This window comes from Streptomyces sp. NPDC093071 (assembly GCF_044754545.1).
Lineage (GTDB): Bacteria > Actinomycetota > Actinomycetes > Streptomycetales > Streptomycetaceae > Streptomyces.
Genome location: NZ_JBIVPH010000003.1, coordinates 1055542 through 1074684, shown reverse-complemented (window position 1 = coordinate 1074684; position 19143 = coordinate 1055542). Strand labels below are relative to the sequence as shown.

Annotated in this window: 17 protein-coding genes and 2 tRNA genes; 7 read left to right on the top strand and 12 right to left on the bottom strand. The window is 74.6% G+C overall.

Features of this window, described 5'->3' with window-relative positions; genetic code table 11:
• Positions 1-259: 259 nt before the first annotated feature.
• Positions 260-1543 (top strand): M6 family metalloprotease domain-containing protein, encoded by a 1284-nt coding sequence (locus tag ACIQD7_RS16115; RefSeq protein WP_402442135.1) that lies wholly within the window; start codon positions 260-262, stop codon positions 1541-1543.
• 95 nt (positions 1544-1638) lie between these two features.
• On the opposite strand, the gene ACIQD7_RS16110 is transcribed toward ACIQD7_RS16115, so the two are convergent.
• The 7 genes from ACIQD7_RS16110 to ACIQD7_RS16080 form a co-directional block, all read right to left on the bottom strand.
• Positions 1639-1712 (bottom strand) — tRNA-Lys (locus tag ACIQD7_RS16110).
• Entirely contained in the window at positions 1703-2329 is a 627-nt protein-coding gene (locus ACIQD7_RS16105) for a hypothetical protein (RefSeq protein WP_121831052.1), read from the bottom strand. The genes ACIQD7_RS16110 and ACIQD7_RS16105 overlap by 10 nt, the downstream gene beginning before the upstream one ends.
• A 225-nt stretch (positions 2330-2554) precedes the next feature.
• Positions 2555-2911, bottom strand: a complete 357-nt coding sequence (locus ACIQD7_RS16100; protein ID WP_402442368.1) for a hypothetical protein — start codon at positions 2909-2911, stop codon at positions 2555-2557.
• A 157-nt stretch (positions 2912-3068) separates the two neighbouring features.
• Positions 3069-4400, bottom strand: a complete 1332-nt coding sequence (locus tag ACIQD7_RS16095; protein WP_402442133.1) for an AAA domain-containing protein — start codon at positions 4398-4400, stop codon at positions 3069-3071.
• Positions 4401-4434: 34 nt separating this feature from the next.
• A complete protein-coding gene (locus tag ACIQD7_RS16090) occupies positions 4435-6024 on the bottom strand; it encodes a hypothetical protein (protein ID WP_402442131.1) in 1590 nt (529 codons plus the stop codon).
• A gap of 37 nt (positions 6025-6061) precedes the next feature.
• Positions 6062-7213, bottom strand: coding sequence for a hypothetical protein (locus ACIQD7_RS16085; RefSeq protein ID WP_402442129.1), 1152 nt, complete (start codon positions 7211-7213; stop codon positions 6062-6064).
• Positions 7146-8018 carry a phosphatase PAP2 family protein gene (locus ACIQD7_RS16080; RefSeq protein ID WP_402442127.1) on the bottom strand — a complete coding sequence of 291 codons (873 nt, stop codon included), beginning with the start codon at positions 8016-8018 and terminating at the stop codon, positions 7146-7148. The genes ACIQD7_RS16085 and ACIQD7_RS16080 overlap by 68 nt, the downstream gene beginning before the upstream one ends.
• A gap of 145 nt (positions 8019-8163) precedes the next feature.
• On the opposite strand from ACIQD7_RS16080, the gene ACIQD7_RS16075 reads away from it, so the two are divergent.
• On the top strand, positions 8164-8760 hold the full coding sequence (locus ACIQD7_RS16075) for a histidine phosphatase family protein (RefSeq protein WP_121831046.1): 597 nt from the start codon (positions 8164-8166) through the stop codon (positions 8758-8760).
• Positions 8761-8770: 10 nt separating this feature from the next.
• On the opposite strand, the gene ACIQD7_RS16070 is transcribed toward ACIQD7_RS16075, so the two are convergent.
• Positions 8771-10069, bottom strand: a complete 1299-nt coding sequence (locus tag ACIQD7_RS16070; protein WP_402442124.1) for a tetratricopeptide repeat protein — start codon at positions 10067-10069, stop codon at positions 8771-8773.
• 223 nt (positions 10070-10292) lie between these two features.
• Between ACIQD7_RS16070 and ACIQD7_RS16065 the strand changes: the two genes are divergently transcribed.
• Together ACIQD7_RS16065 and ACIQD7_RS16060 are read left to right on the top strand one after the other, a co-directional pair.
• The gene (locus tag ACIQD7_RS16065; protein ID WP_121831044.1) at positions 10293-10745 is read left to right on the top strand and encodes a hypothetical protein; all 453 of its coding nucleotides are present in this window, start codon (positions 10293-10295) and stop codon (positions 10743-10745) included.
• Between the two features lie 66 nt (positions 10746-10811).
• Entirely contained in the window at positions 10812-11675 is an 864-nt protein-coding gene (locus ACIQD7_RS16060; protein ID WP_402442122.1) for a spermidine synthase, read from the top strand.
• A gap of 100 nt (positions 11676-11775) precedes the next feature.
• Here ACIQD7_RS16060 and ACIQD7_RS16055 read toward each other — a convergent pair whose 3' ends face one another.
• Complete coding sequence (locus ACIQD7_RS16055; RefSeq protein WP_402442120.1) at positions 11776-12399, bottom strand: hypothetical protein; 624 nt, start codon at positions 12397-12399, stop codon at positions 11776-11778.
• A gap of 87 nt (positions 12400-12486) precedes the next feature.
• Between ACIQD7_RS16055 and ACIQD7_RS16050 the strand changes: the two genes are divergently transcribed.
• From ACIQD7_RS16050 to ACIQD7_RS16040, 3 genes are all read left to right on the top strand, one after another.
• Positions 12487-13188, top strand: coding sequence for a response regulator transcription factor (locus ACIQD7_RS16050; RefSeq protein WP_402442118.1), 702 nt, complete (start codon positions 12487-12489; stop codon positions 13186-13188).
• Positions 13185-14606 carry an ATP-binding protein gene (locus tag ACIQD7_RS16045; protein WP_402442116.1) on the top strand — a complete coding sequence of 474 codons (1422 nt, stop codon included), beginning with the start codon at positions 13185-13187 and terminating at the stop codon, positions 14604-14606. Before ACIQD7_RS16050 ends, ACIQD7_RS16045 begins: the two co-directional genes overlap by 4 nt.
• Before the next feature lie 342 nt (positions 14607-14948).
• Complete coding sequence (locus ACIQD7_RS16040) at positions 14949-16469, top strand: cellulose binding domain-containing protein (RefSeq protein WP_402442114.1); 1521 nt, start codon at positions 14949-14951, stop codon at positions 16467-16469.
• Between the two features lie 188 nt (positions 16470-16657).
• Here ACIQD7_RS16040 and ACIQD7_RS16035 read toward each other — a convergent pair.
• The 3 genes from ACIQD7_RS16035 to ACIQD7_RS16025 form a co-directional block, all read right to left on the bottom strand.
• Positions 16658-16730 (bottom strand) — tRNA-His (locus tag ACIQD7_RS16035).
• Between the two features lie 128 nt (positions 16731-16858).
• Complete coding sequence (gene orn / locus ACIQD7_RS16030) at positions 16859-17461, bottom strand: oligoribonuclease (RefSeq protein WP_161372128.1); 603 nt, start codon at positions 17459-17461, stop codon at positions 16859-16861.
• Between the two features lie 130 nt (positions 17462-17591).
• Positions 17592-18761: a helix-turn-helix domain-containing protein gene (locus ACIQD7_RS16025; protein ID WP_121831038.1), complete on the bottom strand. Its 1170-nt coding sequence runs from the start codon at positions 18759-18761 to the stop codon at positions 17592-17594.
• Positions 18762-19143 lie beyond the last annotated feature (382 nt).

Here is a 19143-nt window from a genome sequence, read left to right as displayed (position 1 = left end):
CCGATCATAGGGCCAGGCCGGGCGGCCGTTCCAGCTCCGGGGCGCACCCGGGGGCCGCCCGGCGCTGTGAGGATCCCCACCGGAGCACCCTGCCCGATCGTTTCTGCCCGGCTCTGACACGGGTCGATGACGGGGTGACCGATGGTGACTTTCCGTGAACCTGTTTCCGTCCGTGTCGCGTCGACACGGCGTTGCGCACTCACCCGACCGGGGTAGCGGAAACGTGCGAAATTAAGCAAATCATCACAAGGTGGGTGGGGTGTCCCGCATTCGTGATCCGGAGGTCGACGTGAGGGGTCAGCAGCCACCCGGGGGAGTGGAGCGGCGTCCCCGGCTGCGCGCCGGCGCGGCCGCCTTCACCTCGCTCGCCGCCCTGGCCGCCACCGGGCTCGTCGCGGGCCCCGCCGTCGGCGTCCCCGCGGCGAACCCCTGCGTCCTGCCCCGCACCCAGGCCCACCACTCGCTCGGGCTCGACACCTGGAACGGCTCGTACCCCCGCCCGGACCGGGACCTCGACGCGGTCGTCGTCTTCCTGTCCTTCCCGGACTCCGAGCCGCTCACCACCCCGGCCGAGCTCAACGCCGACCACTTCCCCGGCACCAGCGAGTTCTTCGAGCGCGCCTCCTACGGGCGCTTCACCCTGACCCCGCACCCCCGCACGACGTGGACGCCGATGCCGCGCGAGTCGGGCGCGTACGACATACGGCGGGACTGGGACGCGGGGAAGCGGGCCGAGTACCTCCGCGACGCGGTCGCCGCGGCCGACGCGGACGTCGACTTCTCCGCGTACGACATCGTCTACCTGGTCGCGGACCCGGACGCGCCGGGCGTGGACTCCGACGCGACGAAGGTCGTCAACCTGGACCGCCCGCTGGAGGCCGACGGCGCCGAGATCAGGCGGGTCGTCACGGTCTTCGAGCGGCACCCGCCCGACCGCAACGTCCTGGCCCACGAGACCGGCCACGTCTTCGACCTGCCGGACCTCTACCACCGGCCGGAGGACGGCAAGGGCGACTGGGACACCCACGTGGGCGACTGGGACGTCATGGGCAGCCAGTTCGGGCTCTCCCCGGACCTCTTCGGCTGGCACAAGTGGAAGCTCGGCTGGCTCTCCCGCGCGCAGGTCACCTGCGTCCAGGGCCCGGAGTCCCGGGTGGTCGCCCTGGAGCCGACCGACGCCCCGCCCGGGGACGGCGGCGCGCTCGGCACCCGCCTCGCGGTCGTCCGCACCGGCCCCGACAGCGTGCTCGCCATCGAGGCCAGGAGCGACACCGGGAACAACGCCGACACCTGCACGGAGGGCGTGCTCGTCTACCGGGTGCGCGGCGGTACGGCCTCCGGGGACGGCCCGGTCGAGGTCGTGGACGCGCACCCCCGCACCGAGGCCTGCTGGGAGCGCTCGGTGTACCCGCCGCTGGCGGACGCCCCGCTGGAGGAGGGCGAGACCTTCACCGTGTCCGATTCGGGCGTCCGGATCGAGGTCATGGACCGCTCGGGGTCGGACGTCTGGACGGTCAGGATCACCCCGGCGGACCGGGGCTGAGACCCCGCCCGCCGGAGCCTCCGCCTTCTCCGCGCTCTCCGCCTTCTCCGCACACGAAGAAGCCCCCCGCTTTCGCTAGGGGCTTCTTCCGTCGGTGCGCCGCCAGGGACTCGAACCCCGGACCCGCTGATTAAGAGTCAGCTGCTCTAACCAACTGAGCTAGCGGCGCCTGCTGACGTCGTAGACATTAGCACCCGGATCGGCGGGAGGAAAAATCGATACCCGCACGTCGGCGGCGGAGACCGCCCGGACGGCCCGCACGCAGGCCCAGAGCACGACCTCGGGGCCGGGCAGCCACGGGTGGCGGGTGTCGGGGGCCACCAGCCAGCGGGGCCCGGCGGAGCCGGAGGGCACGAGCGGCGGCACGGTCACCGCGTCCCCGAGGCCGTGACAGAGCGGCCGGGGCACCGCGTCGCCCCACTCCTCCCAGTCCAGCAGGGCGGGCAGCCGCTGGGCCGTGCCGGGCGCGGCGAACAGCATCATCCGGCCCCGGTGGACCGCGACGGGCCCCGATCCCGGGCCCTCCGTCCACAGCTTGTCCAGCATCCGGCGCCCGAAGACCGGGTCCACGTTGACGACGTCGAAGACCGTCCCGCAGGGCAGCGCGGCGGGCGAGTCGGGCCGGGACTCCCAGCGGGTGAGCGCGGTGCCCCGCCCGCCGACGGCCGAGGCCAGCCAGGAGGCCCCGTCGGCGGTCACCCGGGCGGTCTGGTGCCGCCCCTCGTCGCCCTCCCGGAGGAACCGGAACATGTCGTGCGGGGTCTCTTCGCGCAGCCACGTCGTCATGCGTTCAGGTGTACCGGGAGTGACGGACCGGTTTCCAAGGGTTCCCGAAAACCCTGACAGGAGATGAGGGCGAGGAGTATCGTGCGCCCTCGGCATATGCCAGGGGTGGTTTTTCGGTCATCGCACGGGCCTCCGGCCATGTGCGCCCCCGTATCGCGCCCCCGCGCTCCAGGGCGCGTGTCGCGCGCCCCGAGCCCCCTGTCGAGCCCCCCGCTCAGTCCTCGCTCAGTCCTCCGTCGGCCGCCCGTTCGTCCGGATGAGGTCGCGGCCGAACTCGATCATCTTGCGGGCGTAGTCCTCGGTCCACTGGGCCCGCTCGGCGACGTCGGCCACCGTCAGGCGGTCGAACCGGCGCGGGTCCGCGAGCTGGGCCGCCGCGATCGCCTGGAACTCGGTCGCCCGGTCCGTCGCCGCCCGGAACGCCAGCGTCAGCTCCGTCGCCCGGGCCAGCAGCTCCCTCGGGTCCTCCAGCGACTCCAGGTCGAAGAAGTGCTCCGGATCGGCGGACGCCTCGGCAGGCTCGAAGATCAGCGGCGCCGGCCGAAGCCGCCGCTGCCCGCTCCGCTCCGCGGATTCCGCCATCATCGTTCTCCTCTTCGCACGGGTCTCGCACCGGTCTCGCACGGACGCGCCCGCCCACGGCCGGAGCCGCGCACGGACACGGCCCGGAGGACCGGGCCGCCATCCATTGTCCCGCGCCCCGCAAGGGCGCGAACGTCCGGCCGCGCGCCCCGGGGGCTCACGGCGTCCAGACCACCCGGTGTTCCCCCAGGTGGGAGAGGACCGCGTGGTTCGCCTCCCAGCCGTCCGGGAACGACACCGCCGCCCCCAGCCGGACCGGTTCCGTCGACGGGTGCTCGTCCAGGAGCTCCGCCACGCCCGCCCGGCACACCACCACGCACGCGTGCCGGTGCCGGGAGGCCAGGACGCACAGGCGGCCCGTCTCCAGGTGGAAGGCGGTCGCGTCCGGACGCCCGGACAGCGGGTGGAGGACCACCGTCACGTCGTACTCGCGCCCCTGGAGCCGGTTCGCCGTGTCCACCGTCACCCCGGACACGCCCAGGTCCGCGAGCGCCGCCCGGACCGCCGCCGCCTGGTCGCGGTGGGCGGTGCCGACCGCGATCCGGTCGGGCGTCAGGGGCACCGGGTGCTCGGCGCGCTCCGAGACCGCCGCGCCGCCCCGGTCCAGGAGCCGCCGCACCACCAGGGCGATCGCCCCCACCGCCTCCGGGTCGGTGCGCGGGGTGTGCCGGGCCGGGAGCTCCAGCAGGCCCCAGCCCGACTCGGCCGCCTCGTCCAGGACCCGGTCCGGGCCCGAGCCGTCCGACGGCACCCCGAAGGACAGCTTCCGGTCCCCGTGCCCGGTGCCGCTGCGGAACGGGGTGTACGGGTAGAACGCGTCCGACACCAGCGGCGCCGCCGACGCGGGCAGCCGCCAGGAGACCGGCAGCCGGTGCTGCGGCAGCTCCGGATTGTGCGCGAGCAGGGTCGAGACCGCGCTCGCCGACGGGTCGTACGTTAGCCCCGCCCACTGCTCCGCGCCCACCACCGAGAACGGGTCCAGCTGCCCCGGGTCGCCCACGAAGAGCGCCCGCTTGAAGAGCCCCGCCACCGCGAGCAGCGCGTCCGACCGCATCTGGTACGCCTCGTCCACGATCGCGTGCGCCCACGGCTCCACGTTCTTCACGTGCCCCCACTTGGCGGCCGTCGAGATCACCACCGGCAGCCCGGCCAGATCGCCCGCCTTCGCCGACTTCCGCACGTTCTCCAGGTCGTCGAGCGCCTTGTCGTACGGGTCGGAGTCGCTGGAGTGCAGCCGGCCCACCTCCAGGTCCGGCTCCTTCTCGGCCAGCCGCAGCACCAGGTCGTCCACCTGCGCGTTCGTCTGCGCGACCACCATCAGGGGGCGGCCGGCGGCGGCCAGTTCCAGGGCGGCCCGCACGACGAGCGTCGACTTGCCCGCACCCGGCGGGGAGTCCACGACCACGCCCCGCGAGCTGCCGTGCAGGGTGTCCGCCAGGATGGCGGCCGTCGCCCGCCCGGCCTCGGCGGAGGGATCGAACACGGTCACGGCACGTCCTCGGGGGTCACGGGGGCGAACGCGCTCACAGCACGTCCTCGGGAGTCACGGGGTCCGGCAGTTCCACGGCGTCCGTCCGGGGCGGGCCGCCGTGCGTCCAGGGCGTCTCCTCCGGGTCCGGCAGCTTCGGCCCGGTCCGCTGGTCGTGCTCGAAGAGCGTCCAGGCGATCCGCTCGCCCTTCTCCGGCACCGACCCCTCCGCCGGCTCCTTCGACCGGCCCATCCGGTCCAGGAGCCGCAGCAGCAGCGAGCCGTCCTCCTCGTACCGCACGAACTCCGCCGTCTGCGGCTTCCCGTCCAGCGAGCGGTACGCCTTCACCCGTTCGGCCAGGTGCGGCCGGTCGTCCGTGCGGACCGTCAGCAGCGGCCGGGGCGCGGGCCGCTTCGACTCCGTCCACGCCATCGTCACCTCCACCACCTCCGCCGCGAACGCCTCGCCCGCGAGCCGCCGCCCCGCCAGGACCAGCGGATCGTCCAGGGCCTCCTGCGCCTCCAGCTGGCCCTGCGCCTGCTCGCGGGCCGCGAGCTTCCGCGCCGCCGTCACCGCGTCGTCCCGGCGCGGCTGCGGCGGCTCGCCGGCCGCGACCCGGTCCCGGTGGGCGGTGAAGGACCAGCGGTCCCGGGTCCAGCGGTCCCCGACCCTGGCCCCCTCCGGCAGCTCCCGCAGCAGGTCCACCGCCCGCCACACCGCGTCCCACGTCGGCTTCAGCTGCGAGACGACGAGCCGGCGCACCTCCCGCTCGGCCGTCAGCAGTTCGCCCAGGGCCCGCTCGGCCGCCCCGGCCTCCTCGGCCGCGCCGGACGCCTGCCGGGCCCGGTCGTACCGCTCGATCGCGGGCGCGAGCAGCCGGTTGTCGAAGGCCGGGTCCGTAGCGGGCCCGGCGGGCGGGCAGAAGAGCTGCCCCCGCTCGTCCCGGCCCGCCTCCGCGCGCAGCGCCCCCTCCCGGCCGGACACCCCGTCCTCCGGGTCGATCCAGGCGAGCAGCGCGCCCAGGTGCTGGTCCTCCAGGGAGGACTGGCCGGTCGCCCAGTGCCGGTTGAGCAGGTCGGTCGCCGCGAGCAGCAGCGACGAGCCCGGCACCCGGGCCCGCTCCCCGAAGTGCGTCAGCCAGCGCCCGAGCAGCGGCACCCGGGGCGGCGCCGGGAACGGCGTCTCCGGGTCCTGCTCGGCCGTCCGCCGGAACCGCGTGGAGCGCCCGAGCAGCCGTACGTACTCGATGCCCGCCCGGCTCGGCACGATCAACTGCGGCGCGTCCGCGCACAGTTCGACCTCGACCCGCACCTTCTTGCCGGTCTCGGCGTCCGTCTCGTTGCGCTCCACCAGCTCGACGACGTCCGCGAACGCGTCGACGTACGGCAGGACCTCCTCGGCCAGGTCCGCGAGGAACGCGAACCGCAGGTCGCGGTCGCGGGGCTGGGGCACCACCAGGAGCCTCGGCTCCTCGCGGTCGGTGCCGACGAGCGCGCCCAGCGGGGCGCCCGCCTCGCCGGCGGTGGTCAACGGAACCAGGACGAGCGGCCGTTCGGAGACGCGCCGGTGCCGCACGGTGGCGAGCGGCTGCGCCCGCCCCGACTCGACGGCCTCCATCCGGGCCAGCGTGGAGATCAGCGACATGCGAGGCCCTCCCGGGGCGCGGTGCGGGAAAGGGACGTCAGCAGGGGCATTCGACGTGCTCCCGGGGGATGCGGGCGGGCGCCGACGCCAGCGCCTCCTCGCGCAGGGCCCTGGCCCGCCGCAGGGCCGCCACCGCCGGGTCGTCCGGGTCGCCCGCCTCGCCGCGCGCCGCCGCCAGGACCGCGCCGACCGTCGTCAGGCCGCCCAGCTCGCCCCGTACCGCGCGGCCCAGGGTCTCCACCGCGCCCGCCTCCCGCGACCGCGACCGGCAGTGGAAGGCCAGCTCGCAGGCGGCCAGGCACTCCGGCGCGTACTGGTGGGGCACGGACTCCACCGCCGCCGTCAGCTCCTCCGGCGAGCGCTCGGCCACGTCGAAGCAGACGCCCTCCGGCAGGGCGTCCGCGATCTCGTCGATCCGGGTGAGCCGGTCCAGCTGGCGCCGGGTCACCGACCGCTGCTTGCGCACGTCGACGACCGAGGCCGTCGGCACGTTCGAGAAGTCCTTCGGGCAGACCAGGAGCACCGAGTGCGCCACCCGCGCGCCCTCCGTGACCGCCGCCACCCGCTCCAGCGCGAGCACGTACACGGCGGCCTGCCGGGCCGCCGCCCCCACCTTCGCCGCGTCGGCCGAACCGTCGATCGTCGGGAAGGACTTGATCTCGACCACCGTCCACCCGCCGTCCGGACGCACCACCACCGCGTCCGGCTCCAGATAGACGGGCGAGCCCGCCACCTCCAGGGCGAGCAGCGGATGGTCCAGCAGCGTCCACCCGCCGGACCCGGTCGCCTCCCGCAGCGCGAGCGCCGTACGGGCCACCCGGCCGTCGGGTCCGGCCGCCGTCAGATCGGGCACGGCCACCTCGCCGGGCTCCTCCACCCCGAGCAGCCGCAGCAGTTCGCGGCCGCCGTCCGCCTTCACCTTCGCCTCGAAGGAGTTGCCCCGCACGATCGCGAACTGCGACTGCCCGAAGGGGGCCGGGGAGCCGAGCTTCGCGGCGAGGGCGGACTTGTCGATCCCCGCGCCGTCGAGCAGGGCCCGCCGCTGGCAGCCGGGGTTGGCGGCGAGCGCCGCGAGCGCCCGCGCGTCCAGCGGACGCGGCGCGTTGGCCGGTCCGCGCAGCTCAGCGAGCCGCTGCCGACGTGTCGTCTGCGGCAGCGGCGGCAGACCGTTGTCCGGGGATGTGCTCACCCGCCGAAGTCTCGCATCCCCCACTGACAACCGGAGGGGCTTCCCCCGTTCCCGCCGTTCCGCCCGCCGTTCGGCCCGTCGTCCCGCGCAGCCGGTCGACCGCCCGCAGCGCGTGCGGCGCGAGCAGGTACCCGGCCCCCATCACGGCCGCCCCCGCGACCGCGTCGAGCAGGTAGTGGTTGGCCGTGCCCATCACCACCACCGTCGTGAGCAGCGGATACGCCACCCCGAGCGCCTTCAGGAGCGGAGTCCGCCCGTACCGCCACAGCATCACCCCGCACCACAGCGCCCACCCCACGTGCAGACTGGGCATCGCCGCGTACTGGTTGGTCATCCCGCCCAGGCCGCGCGGCGCGCTCGCCTCGCCGCCCCACCAGCCGTACGCGCTGAAGTGGGCCATCGTGTCGGTGAATCCGTGCGCCGCGTCGAGCAGCCGGGGCGGGCAGGTCGGAAGGAGCGTGAAGCCGACGAGCCCGAGCAGGGTGGCGGCCATCAGCCAGGCGCGGGCCGCCCGGTAGTGCGCGGACCGCCGCCGGAACAGCCACACCAGGACCGCCGGGGTGACCAGGTAGTGCAGCGTGGCGTACGCGAAGTCCGCCGGGATCCCCAGCGCGGGGACGTCCGTGAACAGCCGGTTCAGGGGGCGCTCCGCGTCGATCCCGAGCAGCCCCTCCAGGCGCAGGATCGCGAGGCCGTGGTCGACGGCCGAGGCCTCGTCGCCCCGCACGAGCAGCCGACCGCCGGTGTAGGCCGCGTACACGACGCCGATCAGCGACAGCTCGGCCCACCAGCGTGGCTTGCGCATGGACAAGGTCCCCTCCCGTGAGGCGTACGGCCCGGGGGAGGGGACGCCGGACGGCACCCGGTGGTTGCCCGCGTGTCGCCCCGAATTCGGTTGGGCGATGATGGAAGGAGCACGTCCGCACCGCGAACCTCTGGAGAGCCTTCCCATGGCACCGCGCATCCTGCTCGCCCGGCACGGCCAGACCGAGTGGTCGCTCCTCGGCCGGCACACCGGCAGGACCGACATACCGCTGCTCGAAGAGGGGCGCCGCGGCGCGAAGCTGCTCGGCGAGCGCCTGCACCGCGGCCCCTGGCAGGGCCTGCCCGGCACGGAGGTGCGCACCAGCCCCCTGGTCCGCGCGAGCGAGACCTGCGCCCTCGCCGGCTTCGGCGACCGGGCCGAGCCCTGGGACGCGCTGATGGAGTGGGACTACGGGGCGTACGAGGGCCTCACCCCGCCCCAGATCAAGGAGCGGCGGCCGGACTGGTTCATCTGGCGCGACGGCGTCCCGGAGGGCGAGACCCTGGCCCAGCTGTCGGACCGCGCCGACGAGGTCGTGGAGTGGGCCCGCTCCGCCGACCGCGACGTCCTGGTCTTCGCCCACGGGCACATCCTGCGCTCCATCGGCGCCCGCTGGCTCGGCGAGGACGTCTCCTTCGCCGCCCGCATCCGCCTCGACCCGACCAGCCTGTCGGTCCTGGGCTGGGCGTACGGCGACCCGGCGCTCGAACGCTGGAACGACACCGGGCACCTGGAGCAGTAGCCCCCTTCGCTCAGCGGGTGGCCGCCAGCACCCGGCCCGTCTCCGCGAGGAGTTCGCGGATGCGGGCCGAGGCGATGCCGTCCAGGGAGTCCACCACCCGGCGCGCCTCCGCCGTCGCCTCGTCCGGACGGCCCGCGTGCGCCAGGTCCCTGGCGAGCTGGGCGCGGTAGAGCGCGAGGTTCCGGGCGAAGTGCGGGTTCTGCAGGACCGTGGCCCGGTGGGAGTGGCGGACGGCCCGGCCCCGGTCGCCGAGCACCGACCAGCACTGGGCCTCCTGCGCCTCCCGCTCCGGCTCCCCGAAGAACGACATCCACTCCGGGTCGCCGTCGGCCGGGCCCCGGTCGAAGAACGAGTGGGCGCGGCCGAGGGCCTGCTCGCAGGTGGACCGGTCGCCCAGCGCCGCCCACGCGCACGCCTCCCGCAGGGACAGCAGCGACAGCAGCCGGGCCGAACCCAGGGGCTCCGCGGCCCGCAGACCGGCCTGCGCGGCCCGGACCGCCTCCCGGTACCGGCCGGTGTCCCGGGCCAGGAACGAGGTGTTGCAGAAGGCGTGCGCCTCCAGGGCCGCGTTTCCGGAGTTCCCCGCCACGCGCGCGACGGCCAGGGCCTCGGCGTAGTGCGAGCGCGCGTCCTCGTGCCGCCCCGAGTCGTGGGCCAGCCAGCCGACGGAGAGGGAGAGCTCGCCCGCGCCCGCGTGCAGCCGGTCCTCGGTGGAACGGCGGGCGGCGGTGCCGGCGTCGAGCAGCGCGTACGCGGTACGGAGCGGCTGGGCGGCGACCTTGTAGAGCCCGTCGGCGCCGTGCCGGTCGTCGAGCAGCCGGATCCGCCGCACGGCGTCCTCGACGGCCCGCACCTCGGTCTCGCCGATCCGGTGGGTCCCGCGGGGGCTGGGGATCGCGACGGCGGGGCCGCCGAGTCCCAGCGAGGCGGCCGCCAGGGTGGCGGAGCCGCTCGTCATGAATGCGCGACGCAGCACGTCGCTCTCCTCATCGTTCCGGGTCGTGGAGGCGGCGGGGGGCGAGGTCCCGGCCGGGACGGTCTGCCGCCGGCCGCGCACCGTCTCCCGCGCGGAGAAGCCCAGGTCGGAGAGGCCGAGTCCGGGGAACATGTGCAGGAAGACCCGCTCGTACGCGTAGTTCGGGCAGCGGATCTCGCCCGCCTCCACGCGCCCGATGTAGCGGGCGTCGCACGCGACCTGTTCGCCGATCTCCCGCGCCGCCCGGCGGACGGCCGCGGCGAACTCCGCCGGCGACTGCTGCCCGCGGAGCCTGCGGAAGGCGAGGTTGGGAACTGCCCGTGACATCGCCATGGCCGAGCCCTCTCCTGGTGCTGCCGGTGGTCCGGCGGCAGAAACGTACCCGCTGTGACCGAATGCCTACGCAGAGTTTGGCTACAAATCGGATATCTCGCCTGCGATCTGCCATGAACTGCCATCCTTTGCGGCGGGAAAACGCCGTAGCCGTTGACGCGCACGGGCGTTGAACCGTAAGGAGAGACGGAACGTGTCTCCTCATGGAGCGAGGAGGGGTCCCATGTCGGAGATCGGTTCACAGTCGGCCGCTCGACCCGTGCCCGCCCCGGGCGCCGCCGGGGCCGAGTCCGCCGCCGAAGCCTGGGACCTGGTCACCGTGCCGGTCCGCCAGGGCCTGGAGGCCGTCGACATCCTGCGCCGCGCCGGCGCCCCCGCCGTGGGCCCCGTGGTGCACGACGGCACCTGCGACACCCTGGGCTTCCTGGTCCCGCCCGGCACCGCCGCCGCCTGGGACGTGCCGGGCAGCGCGTGTACGCGCACCTCGGGGCGCGGCCTCCGCCTCCCCGAGCTGCCGGAACTCCCCGAGCTGCCGGAACCGGACGGCGGCGCCCCCCGCCCGGCCGGCTGGCTGCTGCCCCCCGGCGACACCGACCCGGTCACCGACCCCGCCGTCCTGCGCCGGGCGCTCGGCGAGGCGGCCCGGCTCATCGAGGCCGCCGACGGCTGTCGCTGAGTCCTCGGGGCCTGCCCGACGGTCCCGGGCACGCCGGTCGCGGTCCGATCGTCCGATAATGGACCGATGGCCAGGAACAAGCAGCGCGACCGGGCGGCGGCGACCCCCCTCACCGAGACCGTCGACGGCGGCCTCGCCGAACTCGTACCCGACCGGGAGCGCCCGCGCGCCTGGACGCTGCTCGTCGACGGCGCCCCGCAGTCGCACGTCGACCTGGACGATCCGGCACACCTCTCCTTCGCGTACCAGCGGCGCCTCGGCCACGTCGTGGACCTCGCCGCCCCGCCGAACCGCCCGCTCCAGGCCGTGCACCTCGGCGGCGGCGCCCTCACCCTCGCCCGGTACGTCGCCGCGACCCGGCCCCGCTCCACCCAGCAGGTCGTGGAGCTCGACGGGCCCCTGGTCCAGTTCGTCCGCCGGGAGCTGCCGCTCGACCCCGCCGCCCGCGTGCGGGTCCGGTCCACCGACGCCCGCGCCGGCCTCGCCAAGGTCCAGGACGGCTGGGCGGACCTGATCATCGCGGACGTCTTCGGCGGAGCCCGTACCCCCGCCCATCTGACCAGCACCGAATTCCTCGCCGAAGTGCGGCGGGCGCTGCGGCCCGGCGGCCTCTACGCGGCGAACCTGGCCGACGGCCCGCCGCTGGCCCATCTGCGCGGCCAGATCGCCACGGCCGCCGCCGTCTTCCCCGAACTGGCCCTGACCGCCGACCCGACCGTCCTGCGCGGGCGCCGCTTCGGCAACGCCGTCCTGCTCGCCTCCGACCGGGAGCTCCCGGTGGCCGAACTGACCCGCAGGGTCGCCACCGACCCGCATCCGGGCCGGGTCGAACACGGGCGGGCCCTCGCCGACTTCGCCGGGGGAGCGGCCCCGGTCACCGACGCGACCGCCAAGCCGTCACCGGCCCCGCCCGCGTCCGTCTTCCGCTAGAGGACTCGGACAGGGGCTCGGACAGAGGACTCGGGCAGAGGGCTCGGGCAGGGGGCTCGGACAGAGGGCTCGGGCAGAGGACTCGGACAGGGAGGGCGGCTCAGATCGCCCGGTCCTCGATCTCCACGCGCGGCGCGGTGTCGTGCCACACGCAGAAGACCGACAGCTCGCGGCCGTCCCGGGTGAAGGTCACCCGGATCCAGGTCGTCTGCTTCCACACCTGCATCTGCCAGCCCGGGGCGGGCGTCGCGGAGACCAGCTCGGCCGAGGTCTCCCCCAGGTCGAAGGCGACCCGGCCGCCGTCCACGGCATAGCTCTTCACGTTCGCGCCGGAACCGGAACCGGTGCCGGAGCCCGGGCCGTTGCCGGAACCGGATCCCGATCCCGACGCCGGTGGCACCGTGGCCGGAGGGGACTTCGCCGGGGCCTCCGTCGTCGGATCCGGCCGCGGCGGAGTGGTGGACGGGGTGGCGGAGGGGGTCGGGCCGTCGCTCGGCGTGGTGGACGCGGACGGCCCGTCGGTCCCGGGATACCGGGTCGAGGAGGTCAGCGGTCCGCCGCCGGAGCCGTACGAACCGTCGAAGGACCCGGCCGGCAGGGGCAGCGCGCGCGGCGGGTCGTACACGGTTCCGGACAGCACCGTGTGCACTCCCCACCAGGACAGGGTGACCGCCGCGCCGGTGGCGAGCGACCAGGCCAGGGCGTGAACCAGTCCTCTTCGCACCGGCCCATACTGCACCACCCCCGGCCGTTCCGGATCAGGGGGTGCACATGGTCCGATGATCCGCCCGCATGGCGTACGGTGCCGCCCATGGCAAGTGTGCTCGTGGTCGAGGACGACCAGTTCGTGCGCTCCGCCCTCATCCGGCAGCTCTCCGAGGCGTCCCACACCGTACGGAGCGTCGGCACGGCACTTGAGGCGTTGCGCGAGGTCGCCCATTTCCGTTTCGACGTGGTCATCCTCGACCTCGGACTGCCCGATCTGGACGGGTCCGAGGCGCTCAAGATGCTGCGCGGCATCACCGACGTGCCGGTGATCATCGCGACCGCCCGGGACGACGAGGCCGAGATCGTACGGCTCCTCCACGCGGGGGCCGACGACTACCTCGTGAAGCCCTTCTCGGTCGACCACCTCTCGGCCCGGATGGCCGCCGTCCTGCGCCGCGCCCGGTCCGGCGCCGGAGAGGCCCCGCCCTCCCGGGTCATCCGGGTCGGCGGCCTCACCGTCGACCCGCTGCGCCGCCAGGCGGAGCTGGACGGCGCGCCCCTGGACCTGACCCGGCGCGAGTTCGACCTGCTGGCCTTCCTCGCCGGGCGGCCCGGCGTGGTCGTCCCCCGCAAGGAGCTGCTCGCCGAGGTGTGGCAGCAGTCCTACGGCGACGACCAGACCATCGACGTCCACCTGTCGTGGCTGCGGCGGAAACTGGGCGAGACGGCCGCCCGGCCCCGCTATCTGCACACCCTGCGCGGGGTGGGCGTGAAGCTGGAGCCGCCCGGGGAGCCGCGGCCGTGAGATGGGCGCTCGTCAAGGTGTGCCTGGCCGTCACCGCCATGGTCGTGGTCGCCTTCGCCGTCCCCCTCGGGCTCGTCGTCAAGGAGATGGCCCGCGACCGGGCCTTCTCCAACGCGGAACGACGGGCCGCCGGGCTCGCCCCCGTCCTCGCCATCACCACCGACCGCGACGAGCTCGACAAGGCCGTCGCCACCACCGAGGACGGGGCCGCCGGCCGGCTCGCCGTCCACGTCCCCGCCGCGACGCCGGGCGGCCCGCCGCTGGAGATCGGCACCCGCCGGGCGGGGGAGGAGCAGCTCACGGCCACCCGCGAACTCGGCCGGGCCTCCATCACCGAGGTGCCCGGCGGCTTCGCGCTGCTCCAGCCCACCGCGCTCAGCAGCGGCCAGGTCGCGGTCGTCGAACTCTTCGTCCCCGAGGGGGACGTGTCCAACGGCGTCGGCACCGCCTGGCTGGTCCTCGCCGGGGTCGGCGCCGCCCTGATCGTCGGCTCCGTCGCCGTCGCCGACCGCCTCGGCGTCCGCATGGTCCAGCCCGCCCAGCGGCTCGCGGGCGCCGCCCACGACCTGGGCGAGGGGCGGCTCGGCGCGCGGGTCCCCGAGGAGGGGCCGCCGGAGCTCAAGTCCGCCGCCGTCGCCTTCAACTCGATGGCCGACCAGGTGGTCCAACTCCTCGCCAACGAGCGGGAACTGGCCGCCGACCTCTCCCACCGGCTGCGCACCCCGCTGACCGTCCTGCGGCTCAACGCGGCCTCGCTCGGCTCCGGTCCGGCCGCCGAGCAGACCCGCGCGGCGGTCGAACAGCTGGAGCGCGAGGTCGACATCATCATCCGTACGGCCCGGGAGGCGAAGCCGCAGACCCAGGCGACCGGCCCCGGCGCGGGCTGCGACGCCGCCGAAGTGGTGCGCGAGCGCATGGACTTCTGGTCGGCGCTCGCCGAGGACGAGGGGCGCCGGGTGCGGGTCGCGGGCGTCGAGCGCCCGGTCCGCATCCCGGTCGCCCGGCCCGAACTCGTCGCCGCGCTCGACGCGCTCCTCGGCAACGTCTTCCGGCACACCCCCGAGGGCACGGCCTTCTCCATCGACGTCCACAACGGCGACGACGCCGTCATCGTCCTGGTCTCCGACGCGGGCTCCGGCATCGCCGACCCGGCCGCCGCCCTGGCCCGGGGCAACAGCGGCGGCCGGGACGGCTCCACGGGCCTCGGCCTCGACATCGTGCGGCGCGTCGCGGAGGGCACCGGCGGCGACGTCCGCATCGGCCGCTCGGTCCTCGGCGGTACGGAGGTCCGCGTCTGGATCGGCCTCGGCGGCCGCGCCGGCGCCCACGGCCAGGCCACCGCCCCCGGCCACCGGGGCCACCGCCCGCCCCGCCGCAGACGCGGGGGGACGGGGACGCGGCGGGCCCGGGAGAGCTGACGCCTCCACCGGGCGTCCGACCGGGCGCCCGGGGTGACCCCCGCCCCCCTGGGAGCGGGCAGCCGGGGTGACGCCTCCGCCGGACCGTCGACCGGGCGTCCGGGGTTGCCCCCGGTCCTCCCTAGGGCAGACAGCCGGGGCGCCCCGCCCCCGGTCCGGAATCCGGCGTGAGCCCCACGCCCCGGTCCGGAATCCGGGTCGTACCTTTCCTGGCCCCGATGGGTTCCTTAAGCGGACCCTAAGGATCCCCGGCCCTGTCCGCGGAAGCCCCTTTGTCCGTTTCCCGGTCGCTAGCGTGCTGCCGCACCACCCCCCACCCCCGCACACAGAGGCAGGCACGCCATGGGCACCCGTTCGCACCGGCGCAGGGCGAGTACGAGGACCAAGGTCGTCGGAGCGGTCGTCGCGGCGGCCGTCGTCGGCGGCGCGGCCTTCGCGCTCACCGGTACCGCCCAGGCCGCCTCCGTCGGCGCCGCCTACACCCGGACCAGCTCCTGGACCGGCGGCTACACCGGCCAGTACGTCGTCACCAACGAGACGTCGGCCGCCCAGTCCGACTGGACCCTGGAGTTCGACCTGCCGGCCGGCACCGCCATCGGCTCCCTCTGGAACGGCGAGCACACCGTCTCCGGCCGGCACGTCACCGTGAAGCCCGCGAGCTGGAACCGGCAGCTGGCCCCCGGACAGTCCGTCACCGTCGGCTTCGTGACCTCCGCCGCCGGCGAGGCGGGCGACCCCGCCAACTGCCTGATCAACAAGGTGTCCTGCTCGGCCGGCGGCCCCGCCCCCACCCCCAGCGGCCGCCCCACCGAGCAGCCCACGGCCACCGCCTCCCCCACGGCCACCGCCTCCCCCACGGCGACGGCACAGCCGACCCCGACCGCGTCCGCCACCACGGCCCCCACGCCGACCCCCACGCGGACGCAGACCCCGACGCCCACGCCGACGACCTCCACGCCGGCCCCCGTCACCGGCGCGAAGTTCGCCCCGTACGTCGACACCTCGCTCTACCCGGCGTACGACCTGCTCGCGACCGCCGACGCCACCGGCGTGAAGGAGTTCAACCTCGCCTTCATCACCTCCGGCGGCGCCTGCGCCCCGCTGTGGGGCGGGGTCACCGACCTGGCGAACGACAAGGTTGCCGCCCAGATCGGCGCCCTGCGCGCCAAGGGCGGTGACGTCCGCGTCTCCTTCGGCGGCGCCGCCGGCCACGAGCTGGCCCTGAACTGCTCCTCGGCCTCCGCGCTGGCCTCCGCGTACGGCAAGGTGATCGACCAGTACAAGCTGACCAAGGTCGACTTCGACGTCGAGGGCGCGGCCCTGCCGGACACCGCCGCCAACACCCGCCGCTCGCAGGCCATCGCGCAGCTCCAGAAGTCCCACCCGGGCCTGAACGTCTCCTTCACCCTGCCGGTCATGCCCGAGGGCCTGACCCAGCCGGGCGTGGACCTGCTCGCCGACGCCAAGCGCAACGGGGTCCGGGTCGACGCCGTCAACATCATGGCGATGGACTACGGCCCGGCGTACAGCGCCGACATGGGCACGTACGCGATCCAGGCCGCGACCGCGACCCAGGCCCAGATCAAGGGCGTCCTCGGACTCTCCGACGCGGCCGCCTGGAAGGCCGTCGCCGTCACCCCGATGATCGGTGTCAACGACGTCCTGAGCGAGATCTTCAAGGTCGACGACGCCACCCAGCTGGTCGACTTCGCGCAGTCCAAGGGGCTCGGCTGGCTCTCGATGTGGTCCTCGACCCGTGACAAGCAGTGCCCGGACGGCGCCGTGAACCGCGCCGACGCCACCTGCTCCTCGATCCTCCAGCAGCCCCTGGCCTTCACGAAGGCCTTCGCCGCCTACCGGTAGGACCCCCGAAGAACCACTGTGCCCCCCACACCGCGCGCCCCGGCCGTCCCCTACCCCCGGCCGGGGCGCGCCCCCTTTTCCCCTCCCGCGTCCTCCGGGAACGACCTCGTGGGAACGGCCTCGTGGGAACGGCCTCAAGAGAACGACGAAGGCCCCGGTTCTTCCGAACCGGGGCCTTCGTCACACAGGGTGAGTAACGGGACTCGAACCCGCGACATCCTGGACCACAACCAGGTGCTCTACCAGCTGAGCTATACCCACCATGACCGGCGGTTTTCCCGAGGGTTTCCCCGACCGGCCGAGAAGAAGTCTACAGGGTCCGGGAGGGTGCTCGCGCCCGCGTTTTCCGGAGGGGCGTTCGAGGGCGCGAGCGAGCGGTCAGGCCGGGGTCACTCCGCGGGGAGGACGTGGCGCGCCGCGATCCGCTTCGCGGTCTCCGAGTCGGGGCCGGGCTGCGGGACGAAGACCGCCTCGCGGTAGTAGCGCAGCTCGGCGATGGACTCGCGGATGTCGGCGAGCGCCCGGTGGTTGCCGTTCTTCTCCGGACTGTTGAAGTACGCCCTCGGGTACCAGCGGCGGGCCAGTTCCTTGACCGAGGAGACATCGACGATCCGGTAGTGCAGGTGGCCCTCCAGGGCGGGCATGTCGCGGGCGAGGAAGCCGCGGTCGGTGGAGACCGAGTTCCCGCACAGCGGCGCCTTGCCGGGCTCCTTGACGTGCTCGCGGATGTAGGCGAGGACCTGGGCCTCGGCGTCGGCGAGCGTGGTGCCGCCCGCCAGCTCGTCGAGCAGTCCCGAGGCCGTGTGCATCTGGCGCACGATCTCCGGCATGGTCTCCAGGGCCGCGTCCGGCGGGCGGATCACGATGTCCACCCCGTCGCCGAGCACGTTCAGTTCCGAGTCGGTGACCAGCGCGGCCACCTCGATGAGTGCGTCGTCCGTCAGCGAGAGCCCGGTCATCTCGCAGTCGATCCACACCATGCGATCGTTCATGCGTCCACCTTAGGGCCTTCCGGGTGCGCGGGATCCGGCCCGGCAGCCCGACGGGCGCCCGGGGGAGGTGTCCCCGGACGCCCGTCGATCCTGCGGTGCGCGGCTTGTGGCCGCGGGTCTCTGTGATCGCCTACGGGGCGCTGCGCTGGCCCGGGAGGGAGGGGCGCCCGGGAGCGTAGGCGTCGGACTGCGGCTTCCCCGGCTCCAGCGGGGGGCCCGGCCGCCGTACGCCGGCCGTGACCTGGGCGGGCACGACCGGGTCGAGTACCGCCGTACCGGTCTCGCCCTGCGGACGCCGGGCGCGGTACGCCGCCCGGTAGGCCGCCGGCGAGGAGCCGAGCTGGCGCCGGAAGTGGCCGCGCAGCGCCACGGGGGAGCGGAAGCCGCACCGGCCCGCCACCTCGTCGACCGAGTAGTCGGAGGTTTCGAGCAGCCGCTGTGCCTGGAGCACCCGCTGGGTGATCAGCCACTGGAGCGGCGCCGAGCCCGTGAGGGAGCGGAACCGGCGGTCGAAGGTCCGCCGTGACATGTACGCGCGCGCCGCGAGCGTCTCCACGTCGAACTGCTCGTGGAGGTGTTCGAGCGCCCAGGCGACGACCTCGGCCAGCGGGTCGGCGCCGATCTCCTCCGGTAAAGACCTGTCGAGGTAGCGCTCCTGACCGCCGCTGCGCCGCGGCGGGACGACCAGCCGGCGCGCCAGGGCGCCCGCGGCCTCCGTGCCGTGGTCGGTCCGCACGATGTGCAGACACAGATCGATTCCGGCCGCGGTGCCGGCGGAGGTCAGGACGTCCCCGTCGTCGACGAAGAGCTCCCGCGGGTCCACGTGGACCGACGGATAGCGCTTGGCGAGCGTCGGCGCGTACATCCAGTGCGTGGTCGCCGGGCGGCCGTCGAGCAGTCCGGCCGCGGCCAGGACGAACGCCCCGGTGCACAGCCCGACGATCCTGGCCCCCTCCTCGTGTGCGCGGCGCAGCGCGTCGAGCGCCTCCGGCGGCGGCGGCGAGGTGATCGACCGCCAGGCCGGGACGACGACGGTGCCCGCCCGGCCGATGGCCTCCAGGCCGTACGGCGCGGTGAGTTCGAGCCCGCCGGTGGTCCGCAGCGGTCCTTCCTCGCCGGCGCAGACGAGCAGCCGGTAACGTGGCACTCCGGCGTCCTGCCGGTCGATGCCGAACACGGAGAGCGGGATGGAGCTCTCGAAGATGGGGCCGCCGCTGAACAGCAGCACCGCGACGACTTCGCGACGGCGGCGCCCGGACAGTTTCCGTCCGGCCTCCGGTGCGGTGGAGTCCTGGCTCATGACGCTAAGCCCCCCTCGGTGTTCGCGTCTCCCTGGTCGTGTCGCTGCTGCACGTTTCCCCTCGGTTTTGCACGAGACCCCAGTCTTCGGTACCCATGATCGAATCTACTGCGTCCCGTGGCGCCGGGGTGACAAGTTCTCCAACCGGTGGATTGTCGACAAGGCAACTTGGCGCGAAGCGATCGATGGCGGGGAGGCGCGTCCGGAGGCCCCCGAGGGGTGCGCCGGGGTGGTGAACGCCCCGGTACGCGGGGGGTGTGACCCCCTGGGACGGGGCTTTCGGGGGTGTCGGCGCCGGGGCTGGCCAATCGTTACGCCAAGGACTCGCCGGTCATGGGAAGTTGGCTGAAAACGTATGGGCTCGGGTGTGCGAGCCTGTCAA